Source organism: Streptomyces sp. RLA012 (genome assembly GCF_056270325.1).
This window is the reverse complement of record NZ_JBWDPA010000002.1, coordinates 3,239,063-3,256,383: the sequence shown is the minus strand read 5'-3', so window position 1 is coordinate 3,256,383 and position 17,321 is coordinate 3,239,063. Positions and strand designations below refer to the sequence as shown.

The window sequence follows — 17,321 nt, the reverse complement described above, 5'->3', positions numbered from 1 at the left end:
CCCATTGGGCCCGCTCCGGAACCACGACCCGTGGTCCGCGGCGTGATCCGGCGAGGCGCCCGGGTAGTCTCCCGGGCATGCTGCGCTTTCCCGGCCAGGGCCCTCGCAACCCCGACGACGTGGTCGTCGGCCCGCTGGATCTCGCCGCGCGCGTCGACGAGGCGCTCGCCGTACAGGCCCTCGCCTTCGGACTCGGCGCCGACGAGGTCGCCGTACGCAGACAGATCGTGCTGCGGCACCTCACCTACCCGGGAGCCCGCGCGCTCGGCGCCACCACCCCGGACGGGCGGCTGGTCGGCTTCGTCTACGGCATGCCCAACGACCGTACGCACTGGTGGTCCACCGTCGTGGAACCGTATCTGCGCACGCAGGGCAACGATTTCTGGCTCGACGGATCCTTCGTGATCACCGAGCTGCACGTCCACCCGCACTACCAGAACCACGGCGCCGGCCGCGCCCTGATCACCGGTATCACGGACACCGCCGCCGAACCCCGCTCGATCCTGTCCGCCATCGACACGGACAGCCCGGCCCGCGGCCTGTACCGCTCGCTGGGGTACGAGGACCTCGCGCGGCAGGTCCTCTTCCCCAGCGCACCCAAGCCGTACGCGGTCATGGGCGCCCCGCTGCCCCTGCGCAGGCGCTAACCGATTTCCACCGGGATGGGCCGCCCGGCTAACCTCCTAGCCATCACCCTCACGCAGCAGGAGTCGAGAATCATGGCCCAGGTCCAGCGCATGTCCCGTTTGATGGTCAAGACACTGCGTGACGACCCGGCGGACGCCGAGACGCTCAGCCACAAGCTGCTCGTCCGCGCCGGCTATGTGCGCCGCAACTCCGCCGGTATCTGGACCTGGCTGCCGCTGGGCAAGAAGGTCCTCGACAACATCTCCCGGGTGGTGCGCGAGGAGATGGACGCCATCGGCGCCCAGGAGGTCCTGCTCCCGGCCCTGCTGCCCAAGGAGCCGTACGAGGCCTCCGCCCGCTGGGAGGAGTACGGCGACCTCCTCTTCCGTCTCAAGGACCGCAAGGGCGGCGAGTATCTGCTCGGCCCGACCCACGAGGAGATCTTCACGCTCGTCGTGAAGGACCAGGTCGCGTCCTACAAGGACCTGCCGGTCATGCTCTACCAGATCCAGACGAAGTACCGCGACGAGGCCCGCCCGCGCTCCGGCGTGCTGCGCGGCCGCGAGTTCCAGATGAAGGACTCGTACTCCTTCGACACGACCGACGAGGGCCTCGCCGAGTCGTACGCGCTGCACCGCGCCGCCTACCAGAAGATCTTCGCCCGTCTGGGCCTGGACTACCGCATCGTGTCCGCCGTCTCGGGCGCCATGGGCGGCTCGGCGTCGGAGGAGTTCCTGGCCCCCGCCGCGGCCGGTGAGGACACCTTCGTGGACTGCCCGGCCGGCGACTACGCGGCCAACACGGAGGCCGTCACCTTCGCCCTGAAGCCGGTGGACGGCTCCGGTGTCGGCCCGGTCGAGGAGCTGGACACCCCCGACACCCCCACCATCGAGACCCTCGCCGACCACCTCGGCGTCCCGGCCTCCGCCACCCTCAAGAACCTCCTCGTCAAGGTCGACGGCGAGATCGTCGCCGTGGGCGTCCCCGGCAACCGCGAGGTCGACCTCGGCAAGCTGGGCGAGCACCTCGCCCCCGCCGTCGTCGAACTCGTCACGGCCGAGGACTTCGAGGGCCGCGAGGATCTCGTACGGGGTTACGTGGGCCCGCAGGGCCTGGAGAAGGTCCGCTACATCGCCGACCCGCGCGTGGCGCCCGGCACGGCCTGGATCACCGGCGCCAACAAGATCAACACGCATGCGAAGAACGTCGTCGCCGGCCGTGACTTCGAGGTCGACGACTACCTGGACGTGGTCGTGGTGGAGGAGGGCGACCCGTGCCCCGAGTGCGGCACCGGCCTCAAGCTGGACCGCGCCATCGAGATCGGTCACATCTTCCAGCTCGGGCGCAAGTACGCCGACACCTTCCAGCTGGACGTCCTCGGCCAGCAGGGCAAGCCGGTCCGCGTGACCATGGGCTCGTACGGCATCGGCGTCTCCCGCGCGGTCGCGGCGCTGGCCGAGCAGTCGGCGGACGAGCAGGGCCTGTGCTGGCCCAAGGAGATCGCGCCCGCCGACGTCCACGTCGTCGCCGCGGGCAAGGCCCTGCAGACCGAGCTGGCGCTCGACGTGTCCCAGAAGCTGGGTGCCGCGGGTGTGCGCGTCCTCGTGGACGACCGGGCCGGGGTCTCCCCGGGCGTGAAGTTCACGGACGCCGAACTGATCGGCGTACCGCAGATCCTGGTGGCCGGGCGGCGCTCGGCCGAGGGCGTCCTGGAGCTGAAGGACCGCCGTACCGGTGAGCGCGAGGAACTGACCGTCGACGAGGCGATCGCGCGTCTCACGGCGTGACCGCACGACAGCCGGGAGGCGCTCAAGGGGTTCATCTCCAGAGCATGGGCGCCACCCGGACTTCTCTCAGGCCCACACACGCTTGGCTTCGCTCGCGCGGGGGGACCCCCATCCAGCGGCTCACCGCCGGGGTCGACACCCACTACCTGACCGGCAAGCTCGCGATGCTTACCGAGGAGATCCGGCACGTCTCCAACCGCCGGTCGAACCTCAACGACGCCCTGGCCGGGGCTGCCGCCCGCTGGGCCGTCGACCAGGCCATCACTGCCGGGGCGAGTGTCATCTACGTCGAAGACCTCCGCTCGATGGAAGCCCGCGGCATGGGCTGCACGATCAACACACGCATGTCCCAAGCCGTGCGCGGCCGGATCGTGGAACGGATGCGGCACCTGGCCGCTGAGACCGGTATCGCCGTAGTAACCGTTCCCGCCCGGGGCACATCCAGGAACTGTCTGCAGTGCCTGGTTCCGTTGCGGCACCGCAAGGCCCCTGACCGGCCGACCACCCCGGGCTGGAAATGGGCCCTGTGCGGATCCTGCGGCTGGCAGGGCGATCGTGACTCGGGCGCGTGTAAACGTATCGCCGCACGCGGTCTTACCCACCAGTCCAAGACTGTCGTGGACCGCGCCGGCGGGGCCATGACGATCCGTTCGGTGATCGACAGACTCGAAGCGGGCGCGGTCATCGCACCGGTCGCGCCGAAGACCAGCCGCGACCGGTCCAAGACCGGACCCACCCGGCGACACTCAGCATGTCCGACGCCCAGGCGACGCCGGACACCCTCCCCTACCAGGCCTTCGGGTCCGGCGGGCCAGCGTCCGGAGGGACACGCTCACACGGGCCGGACCCGGTTGCCTCGCGCAGCCGACCGGCACCAGGGCGTGACGACGATCAGCACACCCACCACCGGCCGTCACAGGCCACGAGGAGCAGCACTGGGCGCGGGCTTCCACCTGCACGCTCACGCGACTCCTCCACGGTGGGCAATTCCGGTGCCAGACACTACGTCTGATATGGGATCACTTAACTGATCAGAGACGTTGCTCCCCGACCGTAGGACGGCGTGTGGGCGTCCTAGCCGCCCGGCCCGCCGACCGCTGCGGCCTCGCCGACACCGATCCGCGCCTCGACCTCGACTGGACCGCCTGCCAGGGCCACGGCCTCTGCGCGGAACTCCTCCCCGAGCACATCACGCTCGACGAATGGGGCTACCCGATGCTCGGCGAGGCCCCCCTCCCGCCCACGACCCTGAGACGCGCCCGCAGAGCGGCCGCCGACTGCCCGGTCCTCGCCCTCGGACTCACCACCGCACAGGGCGGTCGGAGCGCGACAGGGCAACGGGCGCTCTGACCGCGTGGGTTCACCGGCGCACGATCGGGGCAGTCAGAGCCAGCCCGCGAACTCCAGCAGCAGTTCGGCATCCTGCGGACGTCCGACCCGCCGCGCCCGCACACCCGACTCGACCGCCCGGAACAGGGTCCAGCCGCGCAGCCGTTCCTGGTCCACCTCCAGCGACTCGGCGAGCCGCTTCACCCGCCGCCGGGTGATCGACGACCCGGAAGGGGACGCGATCAGGTCCTCCACCCGGTCCCGGACCAGTCGGGCCAGATCGAAGGCGCACTCGCCGACCACCGGGTCCGGGCCCACGGCCAGCCAGGGCATCCGCTCACCCGCGAGCACCTTGCTCTGCCGGAAGGTGCCGTGCAGCAGCCGTTCCTCGGGCGGGTCGGCGAGCAACTCCTCCCGGGCCGCGAGCGCCGCGTCGACCAGGGGCGCGACCTCGGCATCGGCACGCGTCGCGGCCCGCATCGCCTCGGCCTGCCGCCCCGTCCGCTCGGCGACGGTCTCGAAGACATCGGCGGCGGGCGGCTCGACCCACAGCCGCCGCAGCGTCCCGGCCGCCTCCAACAGAGCCTTCGCCTCCGGCAGCGAACGCACGGACAGATCGGGACGCAACCGCTCCAGCAGCAGTACGCCCTGGTCGTCGCTCTGTGCGTCGTCGGGGTTGAGGAGCCGTACCGCGCCCCGCCCGTCCCAGTGGGCCAGCGCGGCCCGCTCGCTCCGCGGACGGGCCCGCTCCGGCGCCAGTTTCAGCACGGCGGGCGCCCCGTCGGCCTGCCGCACCAGCACGACCAGGCTGCTGCGACCGCCGGGTGCCTGCACCCGCTCCACGGTCAACTCGCGTAGATCGACGGCCTGTTGCACCAGTACGGGCAGCTTGTCCAGCCACTCGTCCGTGCCGTTCATACCGCCCGTGCCGCCCGTGCCGCCCGTGCCGCCCGTGCCGTTCGTTCCCTCGGACCCGCCCCGCTGCGCCTCGCCGAGCGCCCGCACCAGGCGCTGCGGCGGTCCGAAAGCCATGCCCGAGTCCATGCGCGAGGTGTTCCCTTCGAGGTCGTCCTGCTCGTCCTGCTCGTCCAGCCTGTTCGGCTCGTCTCGTGCGGACCGGTCGGCCTGTCGGTCGCGTTACGTGTGTGTCGGCGTAGGCGGCGACGGTGTCGGCGACGGCGATGCGGACGGGGTGACCGCCCGCTCGGCGAGACCAGGGAAGGCTACGCTCTCCCCGCGCCAGCGCACCGCCCGCACCGCCGCCTCCCGCAACGCCTCGGCGGCCGCGCGCCGCCGGTCGCCCGACGAGGCACGTACGAGGTCGGAGTAGACCCCGGCCACGCGCTCCTCCAGCTCGACCGCGAGCCGTACCGCCGCGTCGGAATCCTTCACGGTGAAGGGCAGCGCGTATGCCGCCGCCGACGCCCGGGGCTGCCCGCCCAGGTCCCGTACGGCGCGCGCCAGCTCGTCGCGGCGCGCTCGATGGGCGTCGTACGCCGCTCGGGCCTCGGCCTGCCGCCCCGCGCCGATCCTGCCGCCGACGACTCCGTACCCGTAGACGACGGCGTGCTCGGCGGCGAGCGCGGCCTGCAGGGCGGTGAGCTCGGTCTCCTTGGCCCGCGCGGTCTCCCTGGGCGTACTCATCTGGCCCCCTCCGTCAGCAGGAACGCGTGCGCGGCGCCGGCCGCGGCCACCGAGGCCAGCAGCCTGGCCAGCTCGCCCGGGACCTCCAGCAGGGCCTTCGTACGCCGGTCGGCCAGGGTGCGTTCGGCGGAGGCGAGGTCGGTGAGGGCGTCCTTCTCGCGCGCGGGCACGCCGGGGGAGGCCGCGGAGGAGGGGGACGAGGAGGAGGCGGTTCCGGAGGGCCGCTTACCGGAACTCCCGGAACTCCCGGAACTGCCGAATGCCTCCGCATGCCGTACGACCTCCGCCCGCAGCGGGCCCAGCCGTTCGGCCAGGGGCGGATGGGCGGTGATCACGGCGGCGTACCGTGCGGCCAGCGTCTCGCTGTCGCGGGCCGCACCCGCGCGTACGCGATCCGCGGCCGAGGGGCGCTCGCCCGTGGTGGAGGTGGACGACTCGGGGGCGGAACAGCCCACAAGTACGAAGGTGCCCGCGGCCGACGCGAGCAGGCTCCTTCGGCGCGGCCCCGAGGGGGTGCGCGACGGCAAGGTGAACGGCACGGCAGACGTCCTCGGAGGGCTCGTACGAACGGGAGGGCGGCACGCCCGTGATCACGGTACCCGTGCCCCGCCGGATCGCCGCCCAGCGGCTCTCCCGACCCGGTGCGGGCCCGCCCCGTCAGCGGCGCGGAGAAGGGCGCGACCAGCCCCCGGCCACACGCAGCCGAAAGGCCACGTGGACGGCAACACCCCTTGCGACCGGATACCCTTTGACCAGACACGCGACCAACCCACAACAGCACACGCGGCCGAGGAGTCACCCGGATGAGCACCACCCAGAGCGAGAGGCTGCGAGAACTGCTGGAACCGCTCGTCAGCTCTCAGGGACTCGACCTCGAAGAGGTCGAAGTGGACTCGGTCGGACGCAAGCGTGTGCTGCGTGTCGTCGTCGACTCGGACGCCGGTGCCGACCTGGACCAGATCGCCGATGTGAGCCGCGCGCTCTCGGCGAAGCTCGACGAGACGGACGCGATGGGCGAGGGTGAGTACACCCTTGAGGTCGGAACCCCCGGTGCCGAGCGCGAGCTCAAGGAGCACCGTCACTACGTACGCGCCACGGACCGGCTGGTGAAGTTCCAGCTGGGGGACGATGGCGAGCTGGTCGCGAGGATCCTGCGGGTCGAGGACGACGGTGTCGACGTCGAGGTGCCGGGTGTGAAGGGGCGCAGGCCCACCGCCAGACGGCTCGCCTTCGAAGACATCGCCAAGGCCCGCGTCCAGGTCGAGTTCAGCCGTAAGAACAAGAACGAAGAGAACGCAGAGGAGGCGTAGCCGTGGACATCGACATGAGTGCCCTGCGGGGCTTGGTGCGGGAGAAGGAGATCTCCTTCGACCTGCTGGTCGAGGCGATCGAGTCGGCCCTCCTCATCGCCTACCACCGTACCGAGGGAAGCCGCCGTCACGCGCGCGTGAAGCTCGACCGCGAGACCGGTCATGTGACCGTGTGGGCGAAGGAGGACCCCGAGGATCTGGAGGAGGGGCAGGAGGCACGCGAGTTCGACGACACCCCGTCCGGGTTCGGCCGGATCGCCGCGACCACCGCCAAGCAGGTCATCCTGCAGCGCCTGCGGGACGCCGAGGACGACGCGACGCTCGGTGAGTACGCCGGGCGCGAGGGCGACATCGTCACCGGTGTGGTCCAGCAGGGGCGCGACCCCAAGAACGTGCTCGTCGACATCGGCAAGCTGGAGGCCATCCTGCCGGTGCAGGAGCAGGTCCCCGGAGAGACGTATCAGCACGGGCTGCGGCTGCGCTCGTACGTCGTTCGGGTGGCGAAGGGGGTGCGCGGCCCGTCCGTGACCCTGTCCCGTACGCACCCCAATCTGGTGAAGAAGCTGTTCGCGCTCGAAGTGCCGGAGATCGCCGACGGGTCCGTCGAGATCGCCGCGATCGCCCGCGAGGCCGGCCACCGTACGAAGATCGCCGTCCGGTCCACCCGTTCGGGTCTCAATCCCAAGGGCGCCTGCATCGGCCCCATGGGCGGCCGGGTGCGCAATGTCATGGCCGAGCTGAACGGCGAGAAGATCGACATCGTCGACTGGTCGGACGACCCGGCCGAGATGGTGGCGAACGCGCTGTCCCCGGCCCGGGTCTCCAAGGTCGAGGTCGTCGACCTCGCGGCCCGCTCCGCGCGCGTGACCGTCCCGGACTACCAGCTGTCGCTGGCGATCGGCAAGGAGGGCCAGAACGCCCGCCTCGCCGCCCGCCTCACGGGCTGGCGGATCGACATCCGCCCGGACACCGAACAGCCCGCCGAGCAGGACCTGAGCAGGCGCGGGGAATAGATCCAAGCCGCAGGTGGCTCAGATCACGTCAGTTGTGGCGCGGCAACTGTTCGATTCTTGCCCCGAAGGGGTGAGGTCGGTACGGGGAGGTAGACTTAAGAGTGTCTGGCCGGACGCGAGCCCGCGCATGCCCTGAACGCACCTGTGTGGGGTGTCGGGAGCGAGCGGCCAAGACTGATCTGCTGCGGATCGTGGAGATCGAGGGCGCATGCGTTCCCGATCATCGCGGTACGCTGCCCGGCCGGGGTGCTTATGTGCACCCCGCCCTGGTCTGTTTCGACCTGGCGGTACGTCGCCGGGCGTTTCCACGGGCGCTGCGTGCCCCGGGAGCGCTCGACACAGCGGCGTTGCGCCTCTACGTCGAGCAGGCAACACCGTAAGGAGTGTCGTACGGAACCCCCGTGCGGCCCTGGTACCCCGCGAGTTGGAAGTAGGTCGAGATTGCGATGAGCACTCGATGAGCACGCGATGAGTACGCCCATGAAGTAGCGACGGTCCGGACGCATCCCGGACCTAAAAGGAGCGAAGTGGCTAAGGTCCGGGTATACGAACTCGCCAAGGAGTTCGGGGTGGAGAGCAAGGTCGTCATGGCCAAGCTCCAAGAGCTCGGTGAATTCGTCCGTTCGGCGTCCTCGACGATCGAGGCGCCCGTTGTACGCAAACTGACTGATGCCCTCCAGCAGGGCAACGGCGGCGCCAAGCCCGCCGCCCGCAAGGCTGCCCCGGCGAGGCCGGCAGCCCCCTCTCCGGCGCAGGCAGCCCGTCCGGCCGCCCCGCGCCCGCCGGCCCCCAAGCCGGCCGTGGCCGAGCGGCCCGCCGCTGCTCCGGTCACCCCGGCGGCTCCGGGCCCGCGCCCGACCCCGGGTCCCAAGCCTGCCCCGAAGCCCGCTCCGGCGGCTCCGGCTCCGGCCGTGCCCGAGTTCACCGCGCCTCCGGCGGCTCCCGCGGCTCCGGCCGCTCCCGCCGCGGGTCCCCGTCCGGGCGCCCCGCGTCCCGGTGGCCAGGCTCCGCGTCCCGGTGCCCGTCCGGCCGGTCCCGGCCAGGGTGGTCAGGGCCGTGGTGACCGTCCCGAGCGTGGCGACCGCCCCGAGCGTGGCGACCGCCCCGAGCGCGGCGACCGTCAGGGCGCCCCGCGTCCCGGTGGTCAGGCCCCGCGTCCCGGTGCCCGTCCGGCCGGTCCCCGTCCGGGCAACAACCCGTTCACCTCTGGTGGCTCCACCGGTATGGCGCGCCCGCAGGCGCCCCGTCCGGGCGGTGCCCCGCGTCCCGGTGGCGACCGTCCCGGCGGCGCTCCGCGTCCGCAGGGCGCGGGTGGCCAGGACCGTGCACCCCGTCCCCAGGGCGGTCCCGGCGGCGCTCCGCGTCCGCAGGGCGGTCCGGGCGGTGCCCGTCCGACTCCGGGCGGCATGCCTCGTCCGCAGGGCGGCGCTCCGCGTCCCGGCGGTGGCCCCGCCGGTAACCGTCCGAACCCCGGCATGATGCCGCAGCGTCCCGCTGCGGGCAGTCCTCGTCCCGGCGGTGGCCCCGGTGGCCGCGGTCCCGGTGGCGGCGGCGGTCGTCCCGGTGGTCCCGGCGGTGGCGGCGGCGGTCGTCCGGGTGGCGGCGGCTTCGCCGGTCGTCCCGGTGGCGGCGGTGGCGGCTTCGCCGGTCGTCCGGCCGGTCCCGGTGGCGGCGGTGGCGGTTTCGCCGGTCGTCCCGGTGGTCCCGGCGGTGGCGGCGGTGGCCGTCCCGGCTTCGGCGGTCGTCCGGGTGGTCCCGGTGGCCGTGGTGGCACACAGGGCGCCTTCGGTCGTCCCGGTGGTCCCGCGCGTCGTGGTCGCAAGTCGAAGCGGCAGAGGCGCCAGGAGTACGAGGCCATGCAGGCCCCGTCGGTCGGCGGCGTGATGCTGCCTCGCGGCAACGGACAGTCCGTCCGCCTGTCGCGCGGTGCTTCCCTCACCGACTTCGCGGAGAAGATCGGCGCCAACCCGGCGTCGCTCGTCGGCGTGATGATGAACCTCGGCGAGATGGTCACTGCCACGCAGTCCGTCTCCGACGAGACGCTGAAGCTTCTCGCGGACGAGATGAACTTCGTCCTTGAGATCGTCAGCCCCGAGGAGGAGGACCGCGAGCTGCTCGAGTCCTTCGACATCGAGTTCGGCGAGGACGAGGGTGGCGAGGAGTTCCTCGTCGCGCGTCCGCCGGTCGTGACCGTCATGGGTCACGTCGACCACGGTAAGACCCGCCTCCTCGACACCATCCGCAAGACGAACGTCGTCGCGGGCGAGGCCGGCGGTATCACGCAGCACATCGGCGCGTACCAGGTCGCGACCGAGGTCAACGGTGAAGAGCGCAGGATCACCTTCATCGACACCCCGGGTCACGAGGCGTTCACCGCCATGCGTGCCCGTGGTGCCAAGTCGACCGACATCGCGATCCTCGTGGTGGCGGCCAACGACGGTGTGATGCCCCAGACGATCGAGGCGTTGAACCACGCCAAGGCGGCCGACGTGCCGATCGTGGTCGCGGTCAACAAGATCGACGTCGAGGGTGCCGACCCGACCAAGGTGCGCGGTCAGCTCACCGAGTTCGGTCTGGTGGCCGAGGAGTACGGCGGCGACACGATGTTCGTCGACATCTCCGCCAAGCAGGGCCTCAACATCGAGGAGCTGCTGGAGGCCGTGGTCCTGACCGCGGACGCCTCGCTCGACCTGCGGGCCAACCCGGAGCAGGACGCGCAGGGCATCGCGATCGAGTCCCACCTCGACCGTGGCCGCGGCGCCGTCGCGACCGTCCTGGTCCAGCGAGGCACCCTGCGGGTCGGCGACACCATGGTGGTCGGCGACGCGTACGGCCGTGTCCGCGCGATGCTCGACGACAAGGGCGAGAACGTGGAAGAGGCGGGTCCCTCGACCCCGGTCCTCGTCCTCGGTCTCACCAACGTCCCGGGCGCCGGCGACAACTTCCTGGTGGTCGACGAGGACCGCACGGCGCGTCAGATCGCCGAGAAGCGGGCGGCGCGCGAGCGCAACGCCAACTTCGCCCGCCGGGGTGTCCGGTTCTCCCTGGAGAACCTGGACGAGGCCCTCAAGGCCGGTCTGGTGCAGGAACTCAACCTCATCATCAAGGGCGACGCGTCCGGTTCGGTGGAGGCTCTCGAGTCCTCGCTGCTCCAGCTCGACGTCGGCGACGAGGTCGACATCCGTGTCCTGCACCGCGGTGTGGGTGCGGTCACCGAGTCGGACATCAACCTGGCGACCGGCTCCGACGCGATCGTCATCGGCTTCAACGTCCGCGCTGCGGGCCGCGCGGCGCAGATGGCGGAGCGCGAGGGCGTCGACGTCCGGTACTACTCGGTGATCTACCAGGCCATCGAGGAGATCGAGGCGGCCCTCAAGGGCATGCTCAAGCCGGAGTACGAGGAGGTCGAGCTCGGCACGGCGGAGATCCGCGAGGTCTTCAAGTCGTCCAAGCTGGGCAACATCGCCGGTGTCCTGGTCCGCTCGGGCGAGGTCAAGCGCAACACCAAGGCGCGCCTCGTCCGCGACGGCAAGGTCATCGCGGAGAACCTCAACATCTCCGGGCTGCGTCGCTTCAAGGACGACGTCACCGAGATCCGCGAAGGCTTCGAGGGTGGTATCAACCTCGGAAACTTCAACGACATCAAGGTCGACGACGTCATCGCGACGTACGAGATGCGCGAGAAGCCGCGGGCGTAACGCAGTGGCTTGAGCTGGCCGACGGTGAGAAGTCACCGTCGGCCAGCTTGCCGTTTGCCCCGGTAGTCCTTTGAACGCAGGGCGGTGGGGGCTGGTCGCGCGGTTCCCCGCGCCCCTACGGGGCCGCGAATATCCGTCGAACAGCCCCACCCCTTCGTTGTACGGTTCTGATGTCCCTGCCAAGTGCCTTGGCAGGCCGTCTACCCCGTACCGGCGGGACATCCGGTTACACATGTATGTGGGGACGCTGTCCTTCGATCTGCTCCTCGGCGATGTCCACTCGCTCAAGGAGAAACGCTCCCTGGTCCGGCCGATCGTCGCCGAACTCCAGCGGAAGTACGCGGTGAGCGCGGCGGAGACCGGCAACCAGGACCTCCACCGCAGGGCAGAGATCGGCCTGGCGGTGGTCTCCGGAGACACCGAGCACCTCACCGACGTACTGGACCGGTGCGAACGGCTCGTCGCGGCGCGACCGGAGGTGGAGCTGCTGTCGGTACGGCGCAGACTTCACACAGACGAAGACTGACGGAACAAGCAAGGCGAAGAAGGAGACGGACCAGTGGCCGACAACGCGCGTGCCAAGAGGCTTGCGGACCTCATCCGAGAGGTGGTGGCCCAGAAGCTGCAGCGCGGGATCAAGGACCCGCGGCTCGGCACCCATGTCACCATCACGGACACCCGGGTCACCGGGGACCTCCGGGAGGCGACCGTCTTCTACACGGTGTACGGGGACGACGAGGAGCGCGCGGCCGCGGCCGCGGGCCTGGAGAGCGCCAAGGGCGTGCTCCGCTCGGCGGTCGGCGCGGCGGCGGGCGTGAAGTTCACACCGACGCTCACCTTTGTCGCGGACGCCCTGCCGGACACCGCCAAGACGATCGAGGACCTGCTCGACAAGGCGCGCGCCTCGGACGCGAAGGTGCGCGAGGTCTCGGCGGGTGCCGCCTTCGCCGGTGACGCGGACCCGTACAAGAAGCCGGGCGAGGACGACGAGACGGACGGCGACGCCCCGGAATGACGCAGAAGACCAAGACGCCCGACGGGCTTGTCATCGTCGACAAGCCGTCGGGCTTCACTTCGCACGACGTGGTCGCCAAGATGCGCGGGATCGCCAGGACCCGCCGCGTCGGACACGCCGGCACCCTCGACCCCATGGCCACGGGCGTACTCGTCCTCGGTGTCGAGAAGGCGACCAAGCTCCTCGGGCACCTCGCGCTCACCGAGAAGGAGTACCTGGGGACCGTCCGGCTCGGCCAGAACACGCTGACGGACGACGCCGAGGGTGACATCACGTCGTCCACGGACGCCTCCAGGGTGACCCGGGAGGCCATCGACGCCGGGGTCGCCAAGCTCACCGGGCGGATCATGCAGGTGCCGTCCAAGGTCAGCGCCATCAAGATCGACGGCGTGCGCTCGTACAAGCGGGCGCGTGACGGCGAGGACTTCGAGATCCCGGCCCGCCCGGTGACGGTCTCCTCGTTCGCGGTGTACGACATCCGGGACGCGGTGGCCGAGGACGGCACGCCGGTGCTCGACCTGATCGTCTCCGTGGTCTGTTCGTCCGGGACGTACATCCGGGCGCTCGCCCGTGACCTGGGCGCGGACCTGGGCGTCGGCGGGCATCTCACCGCCCTGCGCCGCACCCGCGTCGGCCCGTACCGGCTCGACTCCGCGCGCACCCTCGAACAGCTCCAGGAGGAGCTGACCGTGATGCCGATCGCTCAGGCCGCCACGGCCGCGTTCCCGCGCTGGGACGTGGATGCCAGGCGGGCCGGGCTGCTGCTCAACGGAGTGCGCCTGGAGATGCCCGAGGAGTACGCGGGCGTCGGCGCCGTGGGCGTCTTCGACCAGGAGGGCCGCTTCCTGGCGCTGGTGGAGGAACAGAAGGGCAAGGCGAAAAGCCTCGCGGTGTTCGGCTGAGGCCGCTGCCGTGTTCGGGCACCTGCCCGAGGAGCGGCGGTCACGGGGCTTCGTGCCCGCCGCTCCACGGTCCCCCCTCGGTTCCCCCACCCAAGGGTGTATCCATCCCACCTCCCCTATTCACCCCATCGGGCAGGCGCTCGGAGTGAACCGAGGGAGCGGAAGGGGGCGCGTTCGCCGAGTGATCTGTTCCACTGATCATTCCGCGCCTACCGTCGTGAGAAAGAGCACGGCGGGGAGGTTCGAGGATGGCGGGACGGGGCCCGCGGACCGGGAGCGAGCAGACACCGGACGACTCCCGCCGCACGCGGGACGAGGCCCTGGTGCGCATCTGCGACCTCGCGGGACGCACGCGCGGTACCGGCTTCGTCGCCGACCACCACGGCACGGTGATCACCAGCCACGAGGCCGTGGACGGCCTGGCCCGCCTCGTCCTGGTCGCCCCCGGCGACCGGATGTGCGTGGTGACCGCCGACGCGGTGACCCCCCTCCCGGAAGCCGACCTGGCGCTCGTGCGCACCGAAGGCCTCGGCGTCGACCCGCTGCCCGTCACCGTCCGGGAGAAGGTCGAGACCGGCACATACGTCCGGATCGCGGCGGGCGGCTGGCGCGAGGCGCGGGTGCTGGGCGCCACCGCCGTGACGTACACGGCGACCGACCGCTGCCATCTCCTCGACGAGGCACTGGAGTTGGCCATCGGTACGGCGGGCGTCGACGCGCTCCGGCGGGGCGGCGGGGCGGCCGGGGGACCCGTGCTCGACGCCTCGACGGGGGCGGTCGTCGGGGTGCTGGGCACCGCTCTGCATACCGAGCACCGAGCGGCCGGGTTCGCCGTGCCCCTGCGGCGACCGGGCGCGGAGGGACCGCTCGCCGCCCTGCTGGCCCTGAACGCCGCCACCGTGCCCGCGTACGGCGCCGACCTCAATCCGGCAGGGCTGCTGGAGCTCACGGCGACCTCGGTCGGCTCGGACGGGCCGGCGGCCGCGACATCGGCCGCGCCCTCGGCGGGGACCGGCGCAGAGGCGTCCGGAGCCGTCGAACGAGCCGTCGTCGCACGGGAGTTCGCGGCCTTCACGAACGGCCCGGCCACCGTCGCCGTCCTCGGGGTCGTCGGCCCGCCCGGCAGCGGCCGTACGACGGAACTCGCGGCCCTCGCCGCCCGCCGCACCCGCGGCCCGGCAGCGGCCCCCACGCTCTGGCTGCGCGGCGCCGACCTCCTCGCCACCGACGCCTCCGTCGCGGACGCGGCCACGCGGGCGCTGGAGCGGGCGGGACGGATCGTGGCGGCCCCGGAGGAAGCCGCACGCCGGGACACCGGGGTGCTGCCGCCCGAGGGGCACGGCGGTGAGCTGGGCGACATCGGTCCCGACCGGCTGGCCCGGCTGGCGCGGGCCGCCGGGCGCCCGCTGCTGCTCCTCCTCGACGGACCGGAGGAGATGCCGCCCGCCCTCGCCCACCGGCTGCCCGGCTGGACCGCCGGCACGGCCGAGTGGCTGGTCTCGACCGGGGCGCGACTCGTCGTCGCATGCCGGGCCGAGTACTGGGAACAGGCGGGGGCGGAGTTCCCGGCGGAGCTGCTGCACCGGGCCGAACGCGGCACGGAATTCCTGCTTCCGTCCTGTGTGCGGCTGGGCGATCTCACCGAGGGCGAGGCGCGGCGGGTCCGCTCACGGAGCCAGATCCCCGAAGACGCCCTGGTGGAAGCCGACGCACGGCACCCGCTGACGCTGCGACTGCTGGCGGAGGTGCGGGCCGCGCTGCCCGACGCACCGCCGTCCCGGCCGCTCGACCGGGACGCGGTCTTCGCCGCCCACCTGGACCTGATGTGCCTGCGCGTCGCCGTCCGGCTCGCGGCGGCGAACGGGCTGCGCGGCACGGCCGTACGACGGCTCGCCGCCCAGGTCTCCGGCCAGGTGCACGAGGCCGCGCGGCGCTGTCTGGGGCCCGGGCAGGGCCAGCTGGACCGCGGGTCCTTCGAAGCCGTCTTCCCGTGGGGGCCCACTCCGGGACGCGACCTCGGCCGTACCACCGGCTGGGCCTCCGCCGTCCTCACCGAGGGGCTTCTGGTCCCCGCCGGGGACGGCTACCGGTTCGCCCACGAGGAGTTCGCCGACTGGATCCAGGGCGCCCACCTGGACCTGGACCCGGCCCTGCACGCCCTGGTCCACCGGCACCGCGCCGACCGCGTACCGGCCCAGCGACCGCCCTCGTCCGCGGCTCACGGCGACCCGGTCCCCGTCCCTCGCCACCGCATTGGCCCCGTCGTACAGTCACTCCTCCTGCTGGCCCGGCAACAGGGCGCCGGTGAGTCGGTCCGCCGTCTCGAAGACCTGGTCGACGCCCTGGACGACCTGCTGCCGCAGGCGCCCACGAAGCAGGCGGACCCCGCCTGGTGGGCCGCCCACCTCCTCGGTGACGTCCTGCTGCGGCTGCCCGACGCGACCCCGTACGCCGGTGTGCTGCGGCTGCTCGCCGAGCGGATCGTGGCGTGGCGGCAAGACGGGCGGAGCGTGCCGGGAGAGTTCGGGCCGTCCTTCTGGGAGGCGTTGCCGCTGCCGCGGGCGGAGCGCTTCGACCTGCTGAGGCGTCTGGTCGTCGTGGACGGGGCACCGCGTCCGGCGAGCCCGACCGAAGGGACCCGCACCCGTACCGGCACCCGTACCCGTACCCGCGCCGACTCCGGTGCGCACCGCCGTCGTACGCCCGAGGACGCGCGCACCCCTCGTTACCTGGACGCGGTGGCCCGGCTTCTCGCCGTCGACCCCACCGGCGTACAACCCCACCTCACCCCCTGGTTCGACGACGACCGCCCGTTGCCCGCGACGCCCCACGCCACCGTGGCGACCGCCGCGCAGGCCCTGCTGTACACGCACCGGCGGCGCGCCCTGGACGACCTGGCGGAGGCGCTGGTCGACTGTGCGCACCGGCGCGGGGACGAACTGCTGGCCGTGCTCGCCGAGGAGGAACCGTCGGCCGTGTGCCGGGCGGTGGACCGCTGGGCGCACGACGAGCGACCGGCCCGGCGGGTCGCGGCGGTGGCCTACGGACTGCGCGCCGCACCGCATGTGCGCACCGAGGCCGACCGTGAGCTGCTGCGCTACGCGGCGCTCGCCCTGCTGGCCCGCCCGGCCGACTGCACCCTGCACGGCGGCGCGCTCGGCCTTCTCGTCCGCGACCCCTGGACGCGGGCCCGGTACCTTCCGCAGGCGCTGGAGCGGTTCGTCGCGGGCGATCCGCAGCTGCCCGCCGGGGCGCTGGTCGCCGCCCTGACCACGCACCCCGATCCGGTGCTCGACGCCTTCCGGGAGCGGCTGCGGCGACCGGGTGCGGACACCTCGCAGGCGCTGCGCACACTCGCCGACGTCACCACGCCCGTCCTCGCCCGCCGTGTGGCCGCGCTGGTCGCGGAAGTGGTGGAGCTGTGTCCCGAGGCCGCCGGGCACGTGGCCGCGTACGTCGAAAGGCGCCTCGACCACGGATCCGCCGCACGCTCCGTGCTCTTCCCGCTGGTCACCGGTCTGCTGGTCGGGTGCCCCGCGCCGGTGCGGGCGGCCCTCGCGACCGTTTTCGCGGCTCCCGGCGGCCCGGACTCCCGTCCGCTGCGGCGCGAGCTGCTCGACCTGCTGCTCGCGCACGAGGGCGACCCGGCCGTCCTGGACACCCTGCTGCGGGCCGCCGCGGACGGCGCGGCCCGCCGGGACGAGGAAGCCACCCGCGAGCTGGTGCACCGCACGGGCCTGCTCCTCGTCCGCACCCCGGCGGGAGCCACCGTTTTCGACCGCGCCCTGGTCGAGCTGGCCCGCCGGATCCCCGGCTTCGCGACCCTCGTGATCCGCTGGCTGACCGGCTCCCCCGACGAGTGGGCCTCGGTCGTCGGTCCGAGCACCCGCCGCATGATCGAGAACATGGCCGGGGCACGGGTTCCGGCTTGAACCATGCGCGATGCGTCACACCACGATGCCGGTGCGAACCGAGCGCACGCGGCATGGCACCCTT

At 72.3% G+C, this 17,321-nt stretch carries 15 protein-coding genes; 12 read left to right on the top strand and 3 right to left on the bottom strand.

What is annotated here, in order from left to right; translation table 11 throughout:
• Positions 1 to 77: 77 nt before the first annotated feature.
• The 4 genes from RV986_RS14780 to RV986_RS14765 all read left to right on the top strand — a co-directional run bounded on the left by RV986_RS14780 (position 78) and on the right by RV986_RS14765 (position 3,764).
• Positions 78 to 647, top strand: a complete 570-nt coding sequence (locus tag RV986_RS14780; protein WP_475917848.1) for a GNAT family N-acetyltransferase — start codon at positions 78 to 80, stop codon at positions 645 to 647.
• A gap of 72 nt (positions 648 to 719) precedes the next feature.
• Positions 720 to 2,414 (top strand): proline--tRNA ligase, encoded by a 1,695-nt coding sequence (locus RV986_RS14775; RefSeq protein WP_475917847.1) that lies wholly within the window; start codon positions 720 to 722, stop codon positions 2,412 to 2,414.
• A gap of 44 nt (positions 2,415 to 2,458) precedes the next feature.
• Complete coding sequence (locus RV986_RS14770) at positions 2,459 to 3,445, top strand: zinc ribbon domain-containing protein (RefSeq protein WP_475917846.1); 987 nt, start codon at positions 2,459 to 2,461, stop codon at positions 3,443 to 3,445.
• Positions 3,446 to 3,479: 34 nt separating this feature from the next.
• On the top strand, positions 3,480 to 3,764 hold the full coding sequence (locus RV986_RS14765; RefSeq protein WP_475917845.1) for a ferredoxin: 285 nt from the start codon (positions 3,480 to 3,482) through the stop codon (positions 3,762 to 3,764).
• A gap of 33 nt (positions 3,765 to 3,797) precedes the next feature.
• Here the strand turns inward: RV986_RS14765 and RV986_RS14760 are convergent, their stop codons facing one another.
• The 3 genes from RV986_RS14760 to RV986_RS14750 all read right to left on the bottom strand — a co-directional run bounded on the left by RV986_RS14760 (position 3,798) and on the right by RV986_RS14750 (position 5,926).
• Positions 3,798 to 4,775: an aminoglycoside phosphotransferase family protein gene (locus RV986_RS14760; protein ID WP_475917844.1), complete on the bottom strand. Its 978-nt coding sequence runs from the start codon at positions 4,773 to 4,775 to the stop codon at positions 3,798 to 3,800.
• Between the two features lie 105 nt (positions 4,776 to 4,880).
• Positions 4,881 to 5,387, bottom strand: coding sequence for a ferritin-like domain-containing protein (locus tag RV986_RS14755; RefSeq protein ID WP_475917843.1), 507 nt, complete (start codon positions 5,385 to 5,387; stop codon positions 4,881 to 4,883).
• Positions 5,384 to 5,926: a hypothetical protein gene (locus RV986_RS14750; protein WP_475917842.1), complete on the bottom strand. Its 543-nt coding sequence runs from the start codon at positions 5,924 to 5,926 to the stop codon at positions 5,384 to 5,386. The genes RV986_RS14755 and RV986_RS14750 overlap by 4 nt, the downstream gene beginning before the upstream one ends.
• Before the next feature lie 264 nt (positions 5,927 to 6,190).
• Between RV986_RS14750 and rimP the strand changes: the two genes are divergently transcribed.
• From rimP to RV986_RS14710, 8 genes are all read left to right on the top strand, one after another.
• Entirely contained in the window at positions 6,191 to 6,697 is a 507-nt protein-coding gene (gene rimP / locus RV986_RS14745; RefSeq protein WP_475917841.1) for a ribosome maturation factor RimP, read from the top strand.
• A gap of 2 nt (positions 6,698 to 6,699) precedes the next feature.
• Positions 6,700 to 7,710, top strand: a complete 1,011-nt coding sequence (nusA, locus tag RV986_RS14740) for a transcription termination factor NusA (RefSeq protein WP_475917840.1) — start codon at positions 6,700 to 6,702, stop codon at positions 7,708 to 7,710.
• Between the two features lie 101 nt (positions 7,711 to 7,811).
• Positions 7,812 to 8,090, top strand: coding sequence for a YlxR family protein (locus tag RV986_RS14735; protein WP_475917839.1), 279 nt, complete (start codon positions 7,812 to 7,814; stop codon positions 8,088 to 8,090).
• Between the two features lie 147 nt (positions 8,091 to 8,237).
• On the top strand, positions 8,238 to 11,408 hold the full coding sequence (gene infB, locus RV986_RS14730) for a translation initiation factor IF-2 (protein ID WP_475917838.1): 3,171 nt from the start codon (positions 8,238 to 8,240) through the stop codon (positions 11,406 to 11,408).
• A 232-nt stretch (positions 11,409 to 11,640) separates the two neighbouring features.
• A complete protein-coding gene (locus RV986_RS14725; RefSeq protein ID WP_328447438.1) occupies positions 11,641 to 11,934 on the top strand; it encodes a DUF503 domain-containing protein in 294 nt (97 codons plus the stop codon).
• Positions 11,935 to 11,967: 33 nt separating this feature from the next.
• Positions 11,968 to 12,423, top strand: a complete 456-nt coding sequence (rbfA, locus tag RV986_RS14720) for a 30S ribosome-binding factor RbfA (RefSeq protein WP_475917837.1) — start codon at positions 11,968 to 11,970, stop codon at positions 12,421 to 12,423.
• Complete coding sequence (gene truB, locus RV986_RS14715) at positions 12,420 to 13,325, top strand: tRNA pseudouridine(55) synthase TruB (protein ID WP_475917836.1); 906 nt, start codon at positions 12,420 to 12,422, stop codon at positions 13,323 to 13,325. The genes rbfA and truB overlap by 4 nt, the downstream gene beginning before the upstream one ends.
• 248 nt (positions 13,326 to 13,573) lie before the next feature.
• On the top strand, positions 13,574 to 17,257 hold the full coding sequence (locus tag RV986_RS14710) for a trypsin-like peptidase domain-containing protein (RefSeq protein ID WP_475917835.1): 3,684 nt from the start codon (positions 13,574 to 13,576) through the stop codon (positions 17,255 to 17,257).
• Positions 17,258 to 17,321: the final 64 nt, after the last annotated feature.

What these genes read in the sequence shown, in the direction of transcription:
- RV986_RS14780 (WP_475917848.1), top strand. Translation starts at nt 78, where the DNA reads ATGCTGCGCTTTCCCGGCCAGGGCCCTCGCAACCCCGACGACGTGGTC.
- RV986_RS14775 (WP_475917847.1), top strand. Translation starts at nt 720, where the DNA reads ATGGCCCAGGTCCAGCGCATGTCCCGTTTGATGGTCAAGACACTGCGT.
- RV986_RS14770 (WP_475917846.1), top strand. Translation starts at nt 2,459, where the DNA reads ATGGGCGCCACCCGGACTTCTCTCAGGCCCACACACGCTTGGCTTCGC.
- RV986_RS14760 (WP_475917844.1), bottom strand. Translation starts at nt 4,775, where the DNA reads ATGGCTTTCGGACCGCCGCAGCGCCTGGTGCGGGCGCTCGGCGAGGCG.
- RV986_RS14755 (WP_475917843.1), bottom strand. Translation starts at nt 5,387, where the DNA reads ATGAGTACGCCCAGGGAGACCGCGCGGGCCAAGGAGACCGAGCTCACC.
- rimP (WP_475917841.1), top strand. Translation starts at nt 6,191, where the DNA reads ATGAGCACCACCCAGAGCGAGAGGCTGCGAGAACTGCTGGAACCGCTC.
- RV986_RS14725 (WP_328447438.1), top strand. Translation starts at nt 11,641, where the DNA reads ATGTATGTGGGGACGCTGTCCTTCGATCTGCTCCTCGGCGATGTCCAC.
- truB (WP_475917836.1), top strand. Translation starts at nt 12,420, where the DNA reads ATGACGCAGAAGACCAAGACGCCCGACGGGCTTGTCATCGTCGACAAG.
- RV986_RS14710 (WP_475917835.1), top strand. Translation starts at nt 13,574, where the DNA reads ATGGCGGGACGGGGCCCGCGGACCGGGAGCGAGCAGACACCGGACGAC.